The sequence below is a fragment of the Streptomyces sp. NPDC047917 genome (assembly GCF_043204345.1).
GTDB classification, from domain to species: Bacteria; Actinomycetota; Actinomycetes; order Streptomycetales; family Streptomycetaceae; genus Streptomyces; species Streptomyces sanglieri.
The window spans coordinates 428253-444709 of record NZ_JBIDCA010000004.1 but is presented as its reverse complement, the minus strand read 5'-3'; the positions used below and the strand labels follow the sequence as shown (position 1 = coordinate 444709).

General features: G+C 70.2%; 12 protein-coding genes and 1 pseudogene. 10 read left to right on the top strand and 3 right to left on the bottom strand.

Annotation, left to right across the window (positions count from 1 at the left end; all coding sequences use genetic code 11):
- Positions 1-100 precede the first annotated feature (100 nt).
- From ACGF8B_RS11760 to ACGF8B_RS11750, 3 genes and pseudogenes are all read right to left on the bottom strand, one after another.
- The gene (locus tag ACGF8B_RS11760) at positions 101-2101 is read right to left on the bottom strand and encodes an ATP-binding cassette domain-containing protein (RefSeq protein ID WP_392737105.1); all 2001 of its coding nucleotides are present in this window, start codon (positions 2099-2101) and stop codon (positions 101-103) included.
- Positions 2102-2910: 809 nt separating this feature from the next.
- Positions 2911-3420, bottom strand: a pseudogene (locus ACGF8B_RS11755) (glycerol-3-phosphate acyltransferase); the annotation flags it as partial.
- 102 nt (positions 3421-3522) lie between these two features.
- Complete coding sequence (locus ACGF8B_RS11750; RefSeq protein ID WP_392737103.1) at positions 3523-4299, bottom strand: hypothetical protein; 777 nt, start codon at positions 4297-4299, stop codon at positions 3523-3525.
- A gap of 409 nt (positions 4300-4708) precedes the next feature.
- Here ACGF8B_RS11750 and ACGF8B_RS11745 point away from each other — a divergent pair, with 409 nt between their 5' ends.
- The 10 genes from ACGF8B_RS11745 (at position 4709) to ACGF8B_RS11700 (ending at position 16365) form a co-directional block, all read left to right on the top strand.
- Positions 4709-5005, top strand: a complete 297-nt coding sequence (locus tag ACGF8B_RS11745; RefSeq protein ID WP_392737102.1) for a hypothetical protein — start codon at positions 4709-4711, stop codon at positions 5003-5005.
- Positions 5006-5119: 114 nt separating this feature from the next.
- Positions 5120-6595: an amidohydrolase family protein gene (locus ACGF8B_RS11740; RefSeq protein ID WP_392737100.1), complete on the top strand. Its 1476-nt coding sequence runs from the start codon at positions 5120-5122 to the stop codon at positions 6593-6595.
- Positions 6592-7704 carry a M20 family metallopeptidase gene (locus ACGF8B_RS11735; RefSeq protein WP_392737099.1) on the top strand — a complete coding sequence of 371 codons (1113 nt, stop codon included), beginning with the start codon at positions 6592-6594 and terminating at the stop codon, positions 7702-7704. The genes ACGF8B_RS11740 and ACGF8B_RS11735 overlap by 4 nt, the downstream gene beginning before the upstream one ends.
- Before the next feature lie 130 nt (positions 7705-7834).
- Positions 7835-8686, top strand: coding sequence for a GNAT family N-acetyltransferase (locus ACGF8B_RS11730; RefSeq protein ID WP_392737097.1), 852 nt, complete (start codon positions 7835-7837; stop codon positions 8684-8686).
- Positions 8683-9789 (top strand): o-succinylbenzoate synthase, encoded by a 1107-nt coding sequence (menC, locus tag ACGF8B_RS11725; RefSeq protein ID WP_392737096.1) that lies wholly within the window; start codon positions 8683-8685, stop codon positions 9787-9789. The genes ACGF8B_RS11730 and menC overlap by 4 nt, the downstream gene beginning before the upstream one ends.
- A gap of 76 nt (positions 9790-9865) precedes the next feature.
- Positions 9866-11572 carry a PucR family transcriptional regulator gene (locus tag ACGF8B_RS11720; RefSeq protein ID WP_392737094.1) on the top strand — a complete coding sequence of 569 codons (1707 nt, stop codon included), beginning with the start codon at positions 9866-9868 and terminating at the stop codon, positions 11570-11572.
- An 85-nt stretch (positions 11573-11657) separates the two neighbouring features.
- The gene (locus ACGF8B_RS11715; protein WP_392737092.1) at positions 11658-12932 is read left to right on the top strand and encodes an MFS transporter; all 1275 of its coding nucleotides are present in this window, start codon (positions 11658-11660) and stop codon (positions 12930-12932) included.
- Positions 12933-13037: 105 nt separating this feature from the next.
- Positions 13038-13931: a serine hydrolase gene (locus ACGF8B_RS11710; protein WP_392737090.1), complete on the top strand. Its 894-nt coding sequence runs from the start codon at positions 13038-13040 to the stop codon at positions 13929-13931.
- Between the two features lie 140 nt (positions 13932-14071).
- Positions 14072-15469, top strand: coding sequence for a serine hydrolase domain-containing protein (locus ACGF8B_RS11705; protein ID WP_392737088.1), 1398 nt, complete (start codon positions 14072-14074; stop codon positions 15467-15469).
- Positions 15466-16365, top strand: a complete 900-nt coding sequence (locus ACGF8B_RS11700) for a serine hydrolase (RefSeq protein ID WP_392737086.1) — start codon at positions 15466-15468, stop codon at positions 16363-16365. The genes ACGF8B_RS11705 and ACGF8B_RS11700 overlap by 4 nt, the downstream gene beginning before the upstream one ends.
- Positions 16366-16457: the final 92 nt, after the last annotated feature.

The following is a 16457-nucleotide window of genomic DNA, read 5'->3' as shown; positions in this document are numbered from 1 at the left end:
GCCCCGCCTGCTGTGGCGTGTGCCGCCGGGCCGTTCCCGCCTCGGCCACAGCGGGGAGGCCTCCGGCAGCGCAGCGATCGGCCCGATGCGCGTGACCCGCTCACTGGGCCTCCTCGTGCCGGTCCGTGCCGCTGCGCGGCGTGGGGATCCTGGCGCCCGTGGCGGGCAGGCTGAGCCCGTACTGTGCGGCCTGGGCCTCGTACATCTGCCGGTAGAGACCTCCCTTGATGGCCATGAGCTCGCCGTGCGTGCCCTCTTCGGCGACGGCGCCCTGGTCGAGGACGTAGATGTGATCAGCCTTCGCTGTCGCGGCCAGCCTGTGCGTGACCAGTACGACGGCGTGACCGCGCTCGGCCAGTGACCACAACCGCTGGAACGCAGCGATCTCCGCATGGGGATCGAGCGCAGAGGTCGGCTCGTCGACGAGGAGGAACGGCGCGCTCCTGTACAGGACGCGGGCGGTTCCGAGCTTCTGCCACTGCCCGCCGGAGAGCTGAACCCCGCGCTCGTACCCTTTGAAGGCGATCGAGTCCCAGCCGTGGGGAAGCTCCTCGACGAGGTCTTTCACGTCTGCGGCCCGTGCGGCTTCCTTGACCCGGTCCATGTCGCGGGGCCGGTCGCCGATGCCAATGGCCACGTTCGTCGCCGCGGTCATCTCCCAGTGAGGGAAGTCCTGTGCGAGCATGGCTACTTGGGCGAAGACCTGTGCCCGGTCCGCTTCACGGAGTTCGACCTGTTCGCCGGCCTCGCCCGCCCACCGCACGTGGCCTTCGGACGGCAGCACAAGTCCGGCGATGATGCGGGTCAGCGTGGTCTTGCCCGAACCGTTCGCGCCGACCAGGGCCGTCACCCTTCCCCGGCGGACCGACATGGTCACCCCCTTCAGGGAGGGGGACGCCGCACCGGGGTAGGCGAACGACACGTTCTCCACATGCACGGCGGACACGTCGGGCGGCAGCGGCGCGCCGGTGGAAGCGATGGCGTGCTTGCCCGCCACTTTGGTGGCGTTCTTGGTGTCGGAGAGGAACAGCATCTCCTCGTACAGCCTGTTGACCTGCTGCACCAGCGACGTCAGCCGCGCGGTGCACGTACGGATGGCGATGACCGCGGTCCCGCCGACCGCCAGCGGCAGACCACCACTGCTCAACAACCACCACAGCAACCCATAGCCGGCGAGCGAGGCCAGACCGGAGAAACCCCCGGCGACCAGGTCGGTCTGCGCCTGCGCCCGCGCCAACCGCCGCTGCTCCATTTCCGTCTGCTGCGACATCTCCTCGTATCCGGCCAGCAGTTTCTCGCCCGCCGCGTGCACGCGGATCTCGCCCGCCGCATGGGGACGGGTCAGGTACGCCAGCAGTGAGGCGATCGCCCTCCGGTGATCGACCCAGTTCAGACGTGAGGTGTAGTCGCGGCGCGCCGAGCGCACCGCACCCCATCCCTTGGGCAGGGCGATGGCCAGCAGCATCGGCAACAGGGTCCAGTGCAGCGCCACCAGCACGGCGGCGGCAGCAACCATGCCGACCAGGACATTGCTCACACCCACGGTCAGCCGCAGCATCGCGCGGGCCGAGTCCGTTCCGAACTTCCCCGCCTCCAGCACACGCTGGACCTCGGGCCGCTCGGTCGCCTCCACCTCGACCCGGGTCACGGCCTCGTAGTAGCGGGCAGACACCGCCCGTTCCACCTGCGGCTCCAGACGCCCGGACATCGCCGTCGACCACGCCGCCAGCAAGGCCGCGGCCACGGACACCACTGCCAGTACCGCCAGGGACGGCAGGGACTCATGAAGCTTGTCCGAGGTCGGCCCGTCGGCGAACAACTGCGTCAGGACACTGTTGACCGCCACCAGACCCCACACGGCGGTCACCCCCTGCCCGGCCTGCGCTGCCACAACCCCGGCCAGCGCCCGCCGGTCGACCTCCCACCCCGTACGCAGCACCATCCCGGCCATCCGCGGCAACGCCGCCGCCATCTGACCGAACCCCAGCCGGGTCAGCGCCCCTTCGTAGCGCACGAAATTCTGGTCCCACCGGAGCCGGCCCCCGTAGAGCTCCTGCTCGGCACGCGAGATACCACCCTGATTCTGCTTCCTGCGCGCCATCACCGTCGCCACCCCCGCCTGCCGGACGGCAGGCGCTTTCGCGTGCACGTGCCCGGTGACCGGCGGAGCTGGGGACGGCCGGCTGCCCACCCCGTACCCGGCCGTGCCGAGCAGCGGGCCAACTGCCCGACCCGCTGCACACCAGTGCCGGGACGGGCAGGGGAGGGCCGCCATCGTTCGAATCCGAGGGGCGACGCGGGAAGAGAAGTCATCGTGTCCTCCATCAGGTCATCGAATGGCACGGGTGCTCTAAGAACGGGCCCCGTAGCTCGTCGTAACGGGTGACGACGAGGGGAATCCTGGACTTCTGTACGAATAGTGCGGAACGTGCCGGGCATGCGGGGGCGCGGCATCCGAAACGTCTCCGTTCGATGGATGGTCACCCCTTCGGCCGCATCCGCCGCGGGTTTCCGGCCATCCTGAAACCGTGGCCGCCCCGTGCGGCGACTGCGCTGTGCAGTGGGTGCCATGGGGCGTCACGGTGGCGGCAATGGCCCGATTCTGTGTGGCCGCGCCTCGACCGTGGAACGGGCGTGCCAGGCTGCCGACGCCGAGGCGCACTCATCGCACCGCCGGTGTGCCGGAGGACGCTGTGGCCCGGTCTTGTTGCCGGCTCATGCGGCGGCGAGTTCGAGGAAGTGGTTCCAGACGTTGACGCCGTCCGGGGCAAGGAGGGGAACGACAGGGGCGGCCGCGTACACGTGCTCGACGAAGTAAAGGCAGGCGGTGCCCGCGTGGCCGGGGAACAGCTTGTGCAGGCGGCGGGAGTCGTCGTCCGGCAGGCTGTCCGGCGGCGCCGGTCCCGGGGCGGTCAGGCCACGGCCAAGACACCGGCCGAAAGCACGGATTCTCGAAAGTGGTGATGAGTAGGTGGCGATGAGGTCGCCCAGGCCCGCCAGACCCGCGAGGGTGCCGGGGTGGGCGCCAAGGGCCGTGGCCGGTCGGGTGCTCTCCGCCAGGCCCCGGGAGATGAGCACGGCCGCCGCGTTGTGACCGAGACCCATACCCGCAGCAATACCGACCGCCAGCGCAATGACGTTCTTCGCCGCTCCGCCGAGCTCACATCCAAGGACGTCCGTACTGGTGTAAGGCCGGAAGTACGGGGTGTGGAAGGCGGCCTGCAAACGCCGTGCGACGGATTCGTCGGGACAGTCGACGGTCGCGGCCGCGGGATGGCCGGCCATGACCTCGCGGGCGAGGTTCGGCCCGGACAACACCGCGATCCGGCCTGCCGGCACGTCGGCCACCTGGCTGATGACCTCGCTGGCCCGCATCCCGGTCCCGGCCTCGATCCCCTTCATCGCCGAAACGATCACGGTCCCATGCCAAGGGCCCAGACAAGAGGTGGCGGCGCGCCGAGTCACTGGTGCTCATGTGGGGCGACTTCCTGCGGCCGTCGTGGCTGCGTTGCCCACTGGTTCTCACCACGCGGTGAGGTCGATTGTGTGGACGCAGTGCGGGTCGCTCTCGTCGGTCGTCCAGCGTTCCTCCTCGCGCACGAGTGCCGGGAGCGCAGCGAGAAGGGCGGTCAGCGCGCCGGTGAGACGTACATCGGCCGCAATGACGCCGACTTCCTCGACCGCGATGTACAGACGCAGGCTGTCCTGCCCGGTGAAGAGGAAGCCGCACAGAGCGGGGCTCGGCGGTGTCTCGATGGCCGGCCAGGCCAGTGTCCGCAGGATGCGCAGCACCTGGTCCGCGCGTGCCGGTGGGGCGGGCTCGACAGCGGAAGTGTCCACCCGGACCAGGGACATGCCCATCACGGACGCATCCGAGAACGCGGGGCCACTGGAAACGAGTGCACGTACCCACCCCAGTGCCATGGGGGCGGTAACCGGCTCGTCATCGTCGTCCACCAGTGGGATCCCGTAGGCGACCAGTGCATTCGGTGCCACGGCATCGGCCGCGCCGGCCATGACCCGGACTGCATCCCGCGTCGGCAGCATCCCGCGCAGGAAGGTATGGCCGAGGAGAGGTACCGCCGTGCAGTCGAGGAGGAAGCGCGCGATGTACGCCTGCTGCTCGACCGATTCCTCGCACGGGCCGCTCACTCGTTGACCCGGCTGGGACACTTGTTGACGCCCTTGCAGTAGGCGGTGAGCACATCGATCCCCCACCCTTGCCCGCGTCGTACTCGCCGTCGGCAGTACGGCGGGCGTATTGGTTCTCTGTTCCCTGGACGGGTTCATGGCCTTCACCGAATTGACGGTGGCAGGCTCGCGACCTCCTGACCGCAAGGCAGGCAGGGACGAAGCCGGACTGGCGCCTCCGGGCAGACCGCGACGGCCACAGCGGCGACCCCGGGTCGGCCTGGGCAACGCCCACGGTGCCGCCGGCCGCCGTGTGACGAACAGGTCCTCAATCACGCCCCTGCGCCGACGCAGGGGCTCGTCCAGGAGAGCAGCGTCGGACAGCTCCAGCACGTCGAAGACGATTTCCTGCTGTCCGAGGGCGAGCGGACTTTTGAGAAGCCGCGGATCCGCCGCGCTCTGGGGCGGACCACAGGCGTCGTACTGATCGGCTTCGGCCTCGCGGTCGCGACCGCCTCCGTCTGAGCTCGGGCCGGGGTCTTCCCCGCCCCGAACCGGACCGCAGGAGCCGAGCACGATGCGCTGGGAAGCACTCCTGGTGGCCGCCACTGGTCTCCGGCTCGGCGTCGGCATCGCCTGGACCACGCTCATTCCCCTCGCCCGCGGCCTCACCGGTGCCGCACCTCAGATCTCCGCCGGCGCGGGGGTCGCCTTGGTGGCCGACACGGTCGTCCTCGGCCCGGCTGCCACCGGTCTGCTCACGCGTGCGCTGCTCCGCGGCCACCCCACGGAAACGGCGGCCGGACAGCAGTGGCCGTTCACGTGCGACCCGGGCATTCGCGGTGGTCCGGGCCGGGTTCGTCGGCGCGTATGAACAGGCGGCCACGGATTCGTCGGCCTGGACCAACAGCGGTGCCTGGTCCCCCTCCTAGGCTCGCACTGGAGACCAGCAGGTGCTCCAGTGCGTCCTCGACGAGGAGACGAAAGCGTGCAGACACTTTTGCGTGGCGGTCGTGTCATTGATCCGGGAACAGAGTTCGACGGCATCGCCGACGTCCTCGTGTCCGACGGCGTGGTCAGAGCTGTGGCCGCGGGGCTCGACGCGCCACCGGGATGCGAGGTCGTCGACGTCACGGGGTTGGTCGTCGGTCCGGGGTTCGTCGACCTGCACAGCCACGTGCACTCCGTCGCGGGGCAGCGGCTGCAGGCCATGGACGGTGTGACGACGACCCTCGACCTGGAGTCGGGCCTCATGCCCATCGGGCGTGCGTACGCCGAGGCCGCCGCGGACGGACGCCCGCTGCACTACGGCTTTTCCGCCTCGTGGGGCGGCGCCCGGGCCCAGGTGCTCGCCGGTATCCAGCCCGACGCACAGATCGGGAGCGGCCTCGCGGTGCTGGGAAACCCCGCATGGCAGCGCTCCTCCACCGATCGTGAACTCGCCGAATGGCTGGCCCTGATCGAGGGTGAACTGGCCGCAGGAGCGCTCGGTATCGGAGTCCTCCTCGGGTACGCGCCGCACAGTGATCCGGCCGAGTTCCTCGCCGTCGCCCGGCTCGCCGCGAAGGCCGGTGTGCCGACGTACACCCACGTCCGTGAGCTGGTCGAGGTGGATCCCGGCACTCCGGCGGACGGCTCCGAGGAGATCGTCATCGCCGCGGCCGAGACCGGCGCCGCGATGCACCACTGTCACGTCAACAGCACGTCGGGCCACCACATCGACCGGGTACTCGGCGCGTTGGACGGCTCACGGCGGTCGGGATCCCGGGTGACGGTCGAGGCCTACCCCTACGGGGCGGGCAGCACCGCGATCGGCGCGGCCTTCCTCGACGCCGAACGTCTGCGGATGAAGGGCCTGTCCCCGTCGAGCGTCGTGATGCTCGAATCGGGCGAACGCATCGCCGACGAGGGGCGCCTGCGGCAGTTGCGCAACACTGACCCCGGGGCGCCCTGCATTCTGGAGTTCCTCGACGAGGGCAACTCGCACGATCTCGCGATGCTGCACCAGGCGATGGCCTTCCCGGACGCGATCGTCGCCAGTGACGCGATGCCGGTCTACTGGCCCGACGGCAGCAACGACAGCACCGAGTGGCCGCTGCCGCCCGGGGGAACGACGCACCCACGCACCGCGGGAACGTTCACCAAGACGCTGCGCGTGATGGTGCGCGAGAGCGGCGCCTGGGACTGGCCGGAGGCGTTCCGGCGCTGTGCCCACCTGCCGGCGCGCGTCCTCGACGACGTGGCGCCGGGCGCGCGGGGGAAGGGACACCTCGGCGTCGGCGCGGACGCCGACATCGTCGTCCTCGACCCGGTGACGATCACCGATTGCGCGACCTACTTCGACTCCACGCGGCCGTCCGTGGGCGTGCGGCACCTGTTCGTCGGTGGTGTTCCGGTGGTCAGTGCGGGGGAGCTTCAAGTCGACGCACTCGCCGGACAGCCGCTGCGAGGTGAGCCGCGATGACGGCGACGCGTTCCGAAGTGACGGTGGAGGCACTCCTCGCCGACATCGAGGCCCTGGTGCGGTGCGAGTCGCCGTCCTCCGATCACGAAGCCGTCGCCCGCAGCGCAGACGTCGTGGCGGCGATGGGGCGCAGGCTGCTGGACGCGGAACCGGACCGCGTGGTGATCGACGGGTGTACGCATCTGAGGTGGCGCTTCGGCGAGGCGCCGCGTGTGCTGCTGCTCGGGCACCACGACACCGTGTGGCCCGCTGGATCGCTGGAGACGCACCCGTACTCCGTCCTGGACGGAGTGCTGCGCGGGCCGGGCTGCTTCGACATGAAGGCGGGCGTCGTGATGGCGCTGCACGCCGCCGCGGCCGCCGGGAACCGCTCGGGTCTTTCGGTCCTCGTCACCGGCGACGAGGAGATCGGCTCCCCGTCGTCGCGGCGCCTGATCGAGGATGAGGCTCGCGGCTGCGACGCGGTCTTCGTGCTGGAGGCGTCGGCCGACGGCGGAGCGCTCAAGTGCCGCCGCAAGGGCGTCTCCCTGTACCGGATCGACGTGGACGGCCGGGCCGCGCACGCCGGGCTCGAACCGGAGAAGGGCGTGAACGCCGGAGTGGAGGTGGCGCACCAGATCCTCGCCGTCGCCGCACTCGCCGACGCCGAACGGGGTACGACCGTCGTGCCGACGGCCCTGTCCGCCGGTACCACGACCAACACCGTTCCCGCGCGTGCCGGCGTGGCGGTCGACGTACGTGTGTGGGACGAAGCGGAACAGCGGCGGGTCGATCAGGCCGTGCGGGACCTGAGGCCCGTACTCGACGGCTCGCGGATCCGGATCTCGGGTGGCATCAACCGCCCGCCGCTGCAGGCGGAGGCGTCCTCGGGGCTGTTCGACCTCGCCGCGACGCTCGCTGCCGAACTCGGTCTCGGGAATCTCACCGCTGCCGCTGTCGGCGGTGCCTCGGACGGGAACTTCACCGCCGGACTAGGGGTCCCCACCCTCGACGGCCTCGGTGCCGTGGGCGGCGGTGCGCACGCCGACGACGAACATGTCGTCGTCGCCGAACTTCCGCGGCGCACTGCTCTGTTGACCGCCCTGATCGACGCCGTGTCGGCGAATTGAGCTCCGTGCGCCACGACGAACGCGGCGGACAACCCTGGCGCGGCACCACCGTGGCCCGCCAGGCAGGCCCGGAAAGGACAGTCCCGTGACCGATCTTGCGACACATGAGTCAGCTCTGGTTTCCCCGGCTGTGAGTGCAGCCGCGTCGGCCGCCGCGACCGCTGCGGCCGCCGCCTCACGTGTGGAAATCCGGGACCTGACCGAGGTGTCCGACCTGACCGAGGTCTGCCGGCTCTTCGCCTCGATCTGGCAGCCGGGCTCCGGTGCCCAACCGGTGACGACCGAGCTGCTGCGGGCGATGTCCGCGGCGGGGAACTATGTCGCGGGGGCGTATGAAGGGGACGAGCTCCTGGGAGCCTGCCTCGGCTTCTTCGGTAGCCCGGCCAAGGCGAGCCTGCACAGTCACATCGCCGGGGTCGCGCCGCGAGGCCTCGGCCGGGCGATCGGGTTCGCCCTCAAACTGCACCAGCGCGCCTGGGCGTTGCGCCAGCACGTCTCGCTGATCACCTGGACGTTCGATCCCCTGGTCCGGCGGAACGCGCATTTCAACCTGGCCAAGCTCGGCGCCGGTCCGACGCGCTACCTGCCCGACTTCTACGGGCCGATGCGCGACGGCATCAACGGCGCCGATGACACCGACCGGCTGATGGTCCGTTGGGACCTGTCGGGCCCGGTGGCCTCCGCCGCCTCGCTCGGTGAGCCCGCCCGGGTCGACGCCGCCGCGCTGCGGGAGCACGGTGCGGCAGCCGCCCTGTCCGTCGCACCTGACGGGGGCCCGCTGGCCGCAGTGGCCGACGGGCCGGTCGTCCTGGTCGGTGTGCCGCCGGACATCGAGACACTCCGGCGCACGGACCCGGGCCGGGGCCAGGCGTGGCGCGTCGCGCTGCGGGAGGTGTTGGGAGGCCTGATGGCGGAGGAAGCCAGGGTCGTCGGATTCGATCGTGCCGGATGGTACGTGGTCTCAAGGGAGAAGCCGTCATGAAGCCCAGTGGTGTGGAACTTCTGCGTGTGCAGATGCCGTTGGTGGCACCGTTCCGGACGTCATTCGGTACGCAGGACGTACGGGAACTGCTGCTCGTACGCGTCGTCACGCCGAACGGCGAGGGCTGGGGCGAGTGCGTCACCATGGGAAGTCCGCTCTACTCCTCGGAATACGTCGACGGCGCCGAACACGTGCTGCGGAACTTCCTGGTCCCGGCCCTGATGGAGGCGGGCGAGGTCACCGCGAGCCGGGTCGCGCCCCTTCTGGCCAGGTTCAAGGGGCACCGGATGGCGAAGGCCGCGCTCGAAATGGCCGTGCTCGACGCCGAACTGCGAGCACACGACCTGTCCTTCGCCGCCGCGCTCGGGTCCACACGGGATTCCGTTCCGTGCGGGGTCTCGGTCGGCATCATGGACTCCGTCCCTCAACTCCTTGATGCGGTGGGCGGCTATCTCGACGCCGGCTATGTGCGGATCAAGCTGAAGATCGAACCCGGTTGGGACGTCGAGCCGGTGCGAGCGGTGAGGGAGCGTTTCGGCGACGACGTGCTGCTGCAGGTCGACGCCAACACGGCGTACACCCTCGCCGACGTGTCCCAGCTCGCCCGTCTGGACCCCTTCGAGCTCCTCCTCATCGAGCAGCCCCTGGACGAGGAGGACCTCCTGGGCCACGCCGAGCTGTCCCGTCGCATCCGCACGCCGGTCTGCCTCGACGAGTCGATCGTGTCCGCCCGCTCCGCTGCCGACGCGATCACGCTCGGTGCCTGCCGCATCGTGAACATCAAGCCCGGCCGGGTCGGCGGGTACCTCGAGGCACGGCGCGTGCACGACGTCTGCGCCGCCCATGGGATCCCCGTTTGGTGCGGTGGCATGATCGAGACCGGGCTCGGCCGGGCGGCCAACGTCGCGCTCGCCTCGCTGCCCGGATTCACCCTGCCCGGAGACACCTCGGCGTCGGACCGGTTCTACCGGACCGACATCACCGAACCGTTCGTCCTGAAGGACGGACACCTGCCGGTGCCCCAGGGGCCGGGCCTCGGTGTCAGGCCGATTCCCGACCTGCTGGCGGAGGTAACCACCTCGAAGGCGTGGCTCGGTTCGTAGCACGCGACGAATTCGCCGTGAAATCCGGTCGGATCGGACCAATAGGTTCCGGTGCGGCCGGAGATACTTTTGGGCGATGCTGACACCGACGTCTGGCAAGCCACACACAAGCCTGGCGCGCGTCCTCGACGACCTCGGGGACGTGCTGCTGGAGTCGATCGCCGGCGGCGGGAGCACGCGCCGGCAACTGAGCGGCGTAGTCATCCACGACCCGCTCGACGAAGCGCAGTTCCCCGCGCAGGCCGTCGTCCTGGGTGTGGGTGTCCACGAACCGGACGACGTGGTCCGCCTCCTGTACGACCTCGGTCGCAAGGGCGCGGCAGCGCTCGTCGTCCGGTCACCGTTCACCGCGACCGTGGAGATCCGGCGGGCAGCCGACGAGTCCGGCGTCGCCCTGCTCGGACTCACCCGCGGAGCCTCCTGGGCGCAGATCGCCGCCATGCTCCGCACCCTGCTCGTCGAGGGAGACATCGGCGACATCTCACCGCAGACGCTGGGCGGCATGCCGTCGGGCGACCTGTTCGCGCTGGCCAACGCCGTGGCCTCGCTCCTGGACGCGCCGGTCACCATCGAGGACCGCAGCTCACGCGTGCTCGCCTTCTCCGGCCGCCAGGACGAGGCCGACCAGTCCCGCGTGGAGACGATCCTGGGGCGCCAGGTACCGGAACGGTTCACCCTCGACCTGGCACGCAACGGAGTCTTCGATCGACTTCATCGCGGCCATGCGCCCGTGTACGTCGATCCGCTCCACGACGAGTCGATGACCGTTCCCCGGGTGGCGCTCGCGGTGCGGGCCGGCGACGAGATCCTCGGCTCGATCTGGGCCGCGGTGCCCGGGCCCCTGTCCAAGGAGCGGACGCAGGCGCTGGTCGACGCCGGCAAGGTCGTCGCGCTCCACATGTTGCGCCTGCGCGCGGGCGCCGATGTCGAACGCAGGCTGCGCGCCGACCTGGTGAGCACCGCGCTGGAAGGCGGCACCGGGGCACCGGAGGCGATTGCGCGGCTCGGGCTCGTGGGACAGCCCGCGATCGTCCTCGCCCTGGGGCTGTTCGGCGGCTCGGAAGCAGATCCGTCGACGGAGGACGGTCTGCGCCGGGTCGCGGACCGCCAGCGGGTCGCCGACGCGCTGGCCATGCATCTGAGCGCGGTCCAGGCGCGCTCGGCCGTGGCGCTGGTGGGCGACGTGGCCTACGGCATCGTGCCGATGCCGGGGAGCCAGACGGACTGCCGGGAGCGTTCGGTCCGCGTCGCGTCGACCTTCCTTGAGCGCACCGGGCAACGCGTGGACGCGGCGATCGGCATCGGCCCGCCCGCTCTCGACGGCTCCGCGCTCAGCCGCTCGCGTGACGGCGCGGACCGCGCGCTGCGGGTGCTGCTCGCCAACGGGGGCGCCCGGCGCGTGGCCACGGCGGAGGAGGTCCACGTCGACGCACTCATGCTCGACCTCGCCGACCTGGCCGCCGCGCGCGGGGACGTGGCGACCGGCCCCGTCGCCCGCCTGCTCGACTACGACGCCCGGCACCAGTCGCAGCTCGTCCACACGCTCTCGTGCTGGCTGGACGCCTTCGGCGACGTCGCCGCCGCTTCCGCCGCGGCGTACGTGCACCCCAACACCTTCCGGTACCGGCTGCGACGGGTCGCGGAAGTCGGTGAGATCAATCTGGACGACCCCGGCGAGCGGTTCGCGGCGATGCTGCAACTCCGGCTCCACCCGGCTCGCCACCGCGAGCAGAAGCCGGGCGCCGCACCAGGACAACGTCCGCACCGCCCGAACACCACCTGAAGGTTTGTGGAACTCCACGAATCCGCTGCGTCACCTGATGTCCAGGATGGGCCGTCAACCCCGACGCAGCGGTACGGAGGTAGCCATGACGGCGGTGATCACCGAGGACACCTGGACACCGAAGCGGGTCAACCGGACGGCAACGATCACGATGGTGGTCATGCTGTGCGCCTGGTCGATCGACTACATCGACCGTTTCTCGATCAGCATGGCTCTGCCGTCGATCGGAGAGGAGTTCCAACTCGGCAAGACGGCACAGGGCTCGCTCGTCACCGTCTTCGCGCTGGTCTACATGATCTGCCAGATACCCGCGGGTTTCCTGGCCGATCGGTACGGCTCCCGCGGACCGATGCTGGTCACGCTCGTGTTGTGGTCGCTGTTCACCGCACTGACCGGAATGGCCGGCACGTTCGGTCTGCTCCTGCTGTTCCGCGGTCTGTTCGGTGCCTGTCAGGGAGCTTTCCCGGCGGCGTCGTTCAAAGCCATGGCGGAACGGACGACACCGGCGAGACGGGGGACCGCCACGAGCGTGATGCTGTCCGCCAGCGGGATCGCCGGCCTCGCGCCGCTGCTCGTCGCCCCGTTGCTGACGGGCATCGGCTGGCGGCACACCTTCTTCTGGATGGCGGGTTGCGGTGCGGCCATCGGCATTGGGTTGTGGGCGCTTCTGCCCAAGGCGCTGCCGGACCGGCTGAGCCGGCTTCCGCAGACGACGGTGACGCCGCCCGCGGTCTCGCGCGCGCAAGTGCTCAGGTCCCCGGCGGTGTGGAAGTTCGCGGTGCTGTTCTGCGCGATGAACATGCTCGGTTACGGCCTGGTCACCTGGGTGCCCAGCTATCTGCTGGAGGCCAGACACCTGTCGTTGAACGAGACCGGGGTGCTGTCGGCGATCCCGAGTCTGGTGGGCTTCGCGACGACCATCTTCGGCGGCTGGCTGTTCGACCGGTACTTCCATGACAAGGCCAGGTGGTACCTGGTGTCCATCGCGACGGTGACCGCGGTCCTGCTCGTTCTGATGGTGTCGGCGGGCAGCGCGGCGACGTTCACTCTCTACGAGACCTTGGCCGTCGGAGTGTTCGGGATGGCGACGATGTGCGTCTTCGGCCTTCCGCTGCGGGTGCTTCCCACGGCGGTGGCCGGCCTCGGCTCCGGAGTGACGAACTTCGGCGGCCAGGTCGCCGGTGTGATCGCGCCGCTGGCGATGGGCTGGCTGGCGGACGCGTTCTCCTACACCGCCGCGTTCGGCTTCCTGATCTGCACCACGCTGCTCACCGCGGTGATCGCGTTCTGGGTCCCGCAGCGAGCCGAACAGTTCACCTTCCCGCCGGCCGGAACCAAGGAGCCTGCCGGCGCCAAGTAGTCGACCGGCGCCAAGTGGTCGGCCGGCGCCAAATAATCGGCCGGCGTACCCGGGAAACAGATCCCGTCCGGACAGAATCCACCCCCGACAGAAAGAAGGGACCCCATGGTCACCGAATCGGAACTGGTCGAGACAATCACCGGCCGGGCCGCGGAAGTCGGCGTCCAGGTATGGCTGCACGCCGCTGACCTGGACAGCCCGCGACAGGTGGGTATCGACGCCGAGGAGCCGGTGGTCACCGCGTCCGTGTTCAAGGTTCCCGTAGCAGTGGAACTTGCCCGGCAGGCGGCCGACGGTGAACTCGACCTCGCCGAGCGGATCACGGTTCCACCGGGACATCCGACCGCCAGTCCGTACGGCCTCGCGACGTTCCGCCACGACCTCACGATGTCCTGGTACGACCTCGCCGTCCTGATGATCGGCATCAGCGACAACGTCGCCACGGACCTGATCCTCGGGAAGGTGGGAAAGGCCGCGGTCGCCAAGACGCTGCGGCGGCTCGACCTCCCGCACACGGCCGTCCCCCACGACTGCGGGGACCTGTTGCGCACGATCGGCGAGGACCTCGGGATCGACTACCAGGACGACGAACGGATCCTGGCCGCGATGCCGGCCGAACAACTGGCCAAGCTGCGCGCGTTGACACCCGAAGAGACCTGCCGGACCACCGCCGCGGAGAGTACCCGCCTGCTGGGCCTGATCTGGCGTGACGAAGCCGCACCCGCGACGGCGTGCGCCGATGTCCGGCGCTGGCTGGAACTGCAGGTGTGGCCGCACCGGCTGCGCTCCGGCTTCGCGGACGACGACGTCAGGATCAGCGGCAAGACCGGCACGCTGCCCTCGCTGCGCAACGAGATCGGCGTGGTGGAGTACCCGGACGGTGGCCGGTACGCGGTCGGCGTCTTCACCAGGGCCGTCGACGCCCGTTCGAGAGTTCCCGAGCGTGACGCCTTCATCGGTTTCGCCGCCGCCCGGGCGGTGGACTGGCTCAGGCGGTAACCCATAGCGGCGGCCGGGCGTTTCGTCGGTCGCGATGAAGGTTTCGGCAATTCTCGTCGTTCCTCACGAATCGGCCATGAGCGCATAGGCCATACCCTCCCGGAATCACCCGTTCTCCCTAGCCGAGACAAGAGGTGCACATGTCCGAACTCAATGAAATCCGTGGCTGGTTGGAAAGTCGCCTTCCCGAGTTGCTGGCCGAACACAAGGTGCCGGCCGCGTCGATCGCCGTATACGCGCACGGAGAGATGATCGACCATGCGGCCGGGGTGCTGAACAAGCACACCGGCGTCGAGGCCACCACGGACTCCGTCTTCCAGATCGGGTCGATCACCAAGGTCTGGACGACCACGCTGGCGATGCAGCTCGTCGACGAGGGCGCGCTCGACATCGACGCCCCGGTCCGGGCGTACCTGCCCGAATTCGCCGTCGGTGACGAGACGGCCTCCGCGGAGATCACCGTACGCCAACTGATGTGCCACACCTCGGGGTTCGAGGGCGACGTCTTCCTCGACACCGGTCGCGGGGACGATGCGGTGCACAGGCTCGTCACCCTCCTCGCCGACGTGCCCCAGCTGTTCGCGCCGGGCGAGATGTTCTCATACAACAACGCCGCCTTCTGCGTACTCGGTCGCATCGTCGAGGTGCTGCGCGACAAGTCGTACGACGACTGCCTGCGCGACCACCTGTGCACGCCGCTGGGGCTGACCCACGTCGCCCCCAGCCCGTACGAGGCTGTCAGGTTCCGTGCCGCGTCGGGGCACCTCACGCCCGACCCCGACCCCGACGCCGAGCCGCAGCCCGCGCAGGTCTGGGCGCTGCCCCGGTCGAACGCGCCCGCCGGATCGATGCTGGCGATGCGGCCGCGGGACCTTCTGACGTTCGCCCGGATGCATCTCGACGGGGGCAGGGGGCCCGACGGGACGGCGGTGCTCACGCCGGAGAGCGCGCTCGCCATGCGGCGCCGCGAGGTGGAACTGCCGGATCTCGGTCTGATGGGCGACGCCTGGGGACTGGGCTGGTCGCTCTTCGACTGGCCCGGTGGCAGGGTGGTCGGCCACGACGGAGGCACGCTCGGCCAGTCGGCCTTCCTACGGGTGGCTCCGGAACACGACATCGCGGTGGCGTTGCTGACCAACGGCGGCAACCCTCTCCCGCTGTACGTCGAACTCGTCGGACGCGTGCTGCGCGAGCTGGCCGGAACACAGATGCCGGCGCTCCCGGTGCCGGACGCCGACGCCCCCCGTGTCGAGACGGCGAGGTTCGTGGGCACGTACGCGTCGTCCGTCGGCGACACCGTCGTCAGCGAGGACGCCGACGGCAGGCTGTGGGTCGAGCGGACCCCGAAGGGAGTGTTCGCCGAACTCGACGGCGGTCCGCCGGAAAGGATCGAACTGGTCGCGTACGACGGCGACAAGCTGATCCCCGTGAAGCCGCAGCGCGGCATGCACATGGTGCAAGCGTTCGTAGGGGACGACGGGACCGGGCGGGCGCGGTTCCTGCACACCGGCCGGGCCGATCGGCGGGTGAGCCGGTGAACGCCATCGCCGACGAGATCGCCGCGATCTTCGCCGAGGCGGGAGCGCAAGGGTTCCTGCACGCCCGTGAGGTCGGGGTGACCGACGGCCCCGAGGTCGCCGTCGGCGCGGACGCCCCGGTGGTCCTGGCGTCGGTGTTCAAGATCCCGGTCGCGGTCGCCTACGTCCGCGAGGTGGCCGCCGGACGGCTGGACGAGACCGAACGGTCACGGGTCACCGCACGCTACCGCGTCGGCGGGATCGGCACGGCCGGGTGCGTCGACGACGTGGAGATGAGCTGGCGCGACCTGGCGCTGTTCATGATGACCATGAGCGACAACGCGGCCACCGACGTCGTGTTCCACCGGGTCGGACAGGACGCCGTGGACCGCGTGCTCACCGACCTCGGGCTGTCCCGAACGCGCATCCGCGGCTGCTGCGAGGACCTCTTCGCGTCGTTGCTGTCCGACCTCGGTGCTGGCGAGGGCGACGACGCGGAGGCCGTGCTCGCCGCGGCCACCCCGGAACAGCTGTGGAAGCTGGCGGTGCTGGACCCGGCCAGGACGACGTCGTCCACCCCGCGGGAGATCACCTGGCTGCTCGACGCGATCTGGACCGACCGCGCGGCCGATCCCGGGGCCTGCGAGAAGGTCCGCGCCATCATGGGGCGGCAGATCTGGCCGCACCGGATCTCGTCCGGCCTCGACACCGGGGTCCAGGTGGCGGCCAAGACGGGCACGCTTCCCGCGATCCGCAACGAAGCAGGTGTGCTGACCTACCCGGACGGCAGACAGTACGCCGTAGCGGTGTTCACCCGCGCGGACTCCCTGGAGGGCCGCCGGCCCGCTGTCGATACCTCGATCGGCAGGGCCGCCCGGCTCGCCGTGGACCATCTCCGCCACGGAGTGACGTCGTGAGGCGCCGGGTGGTGCTGCTCGGCGCGCTGGCGCCGACGGGCAGCGCGCATGGGGGAGTCTCGCAGTCCACACAGGGGCGGACCGCACACCAG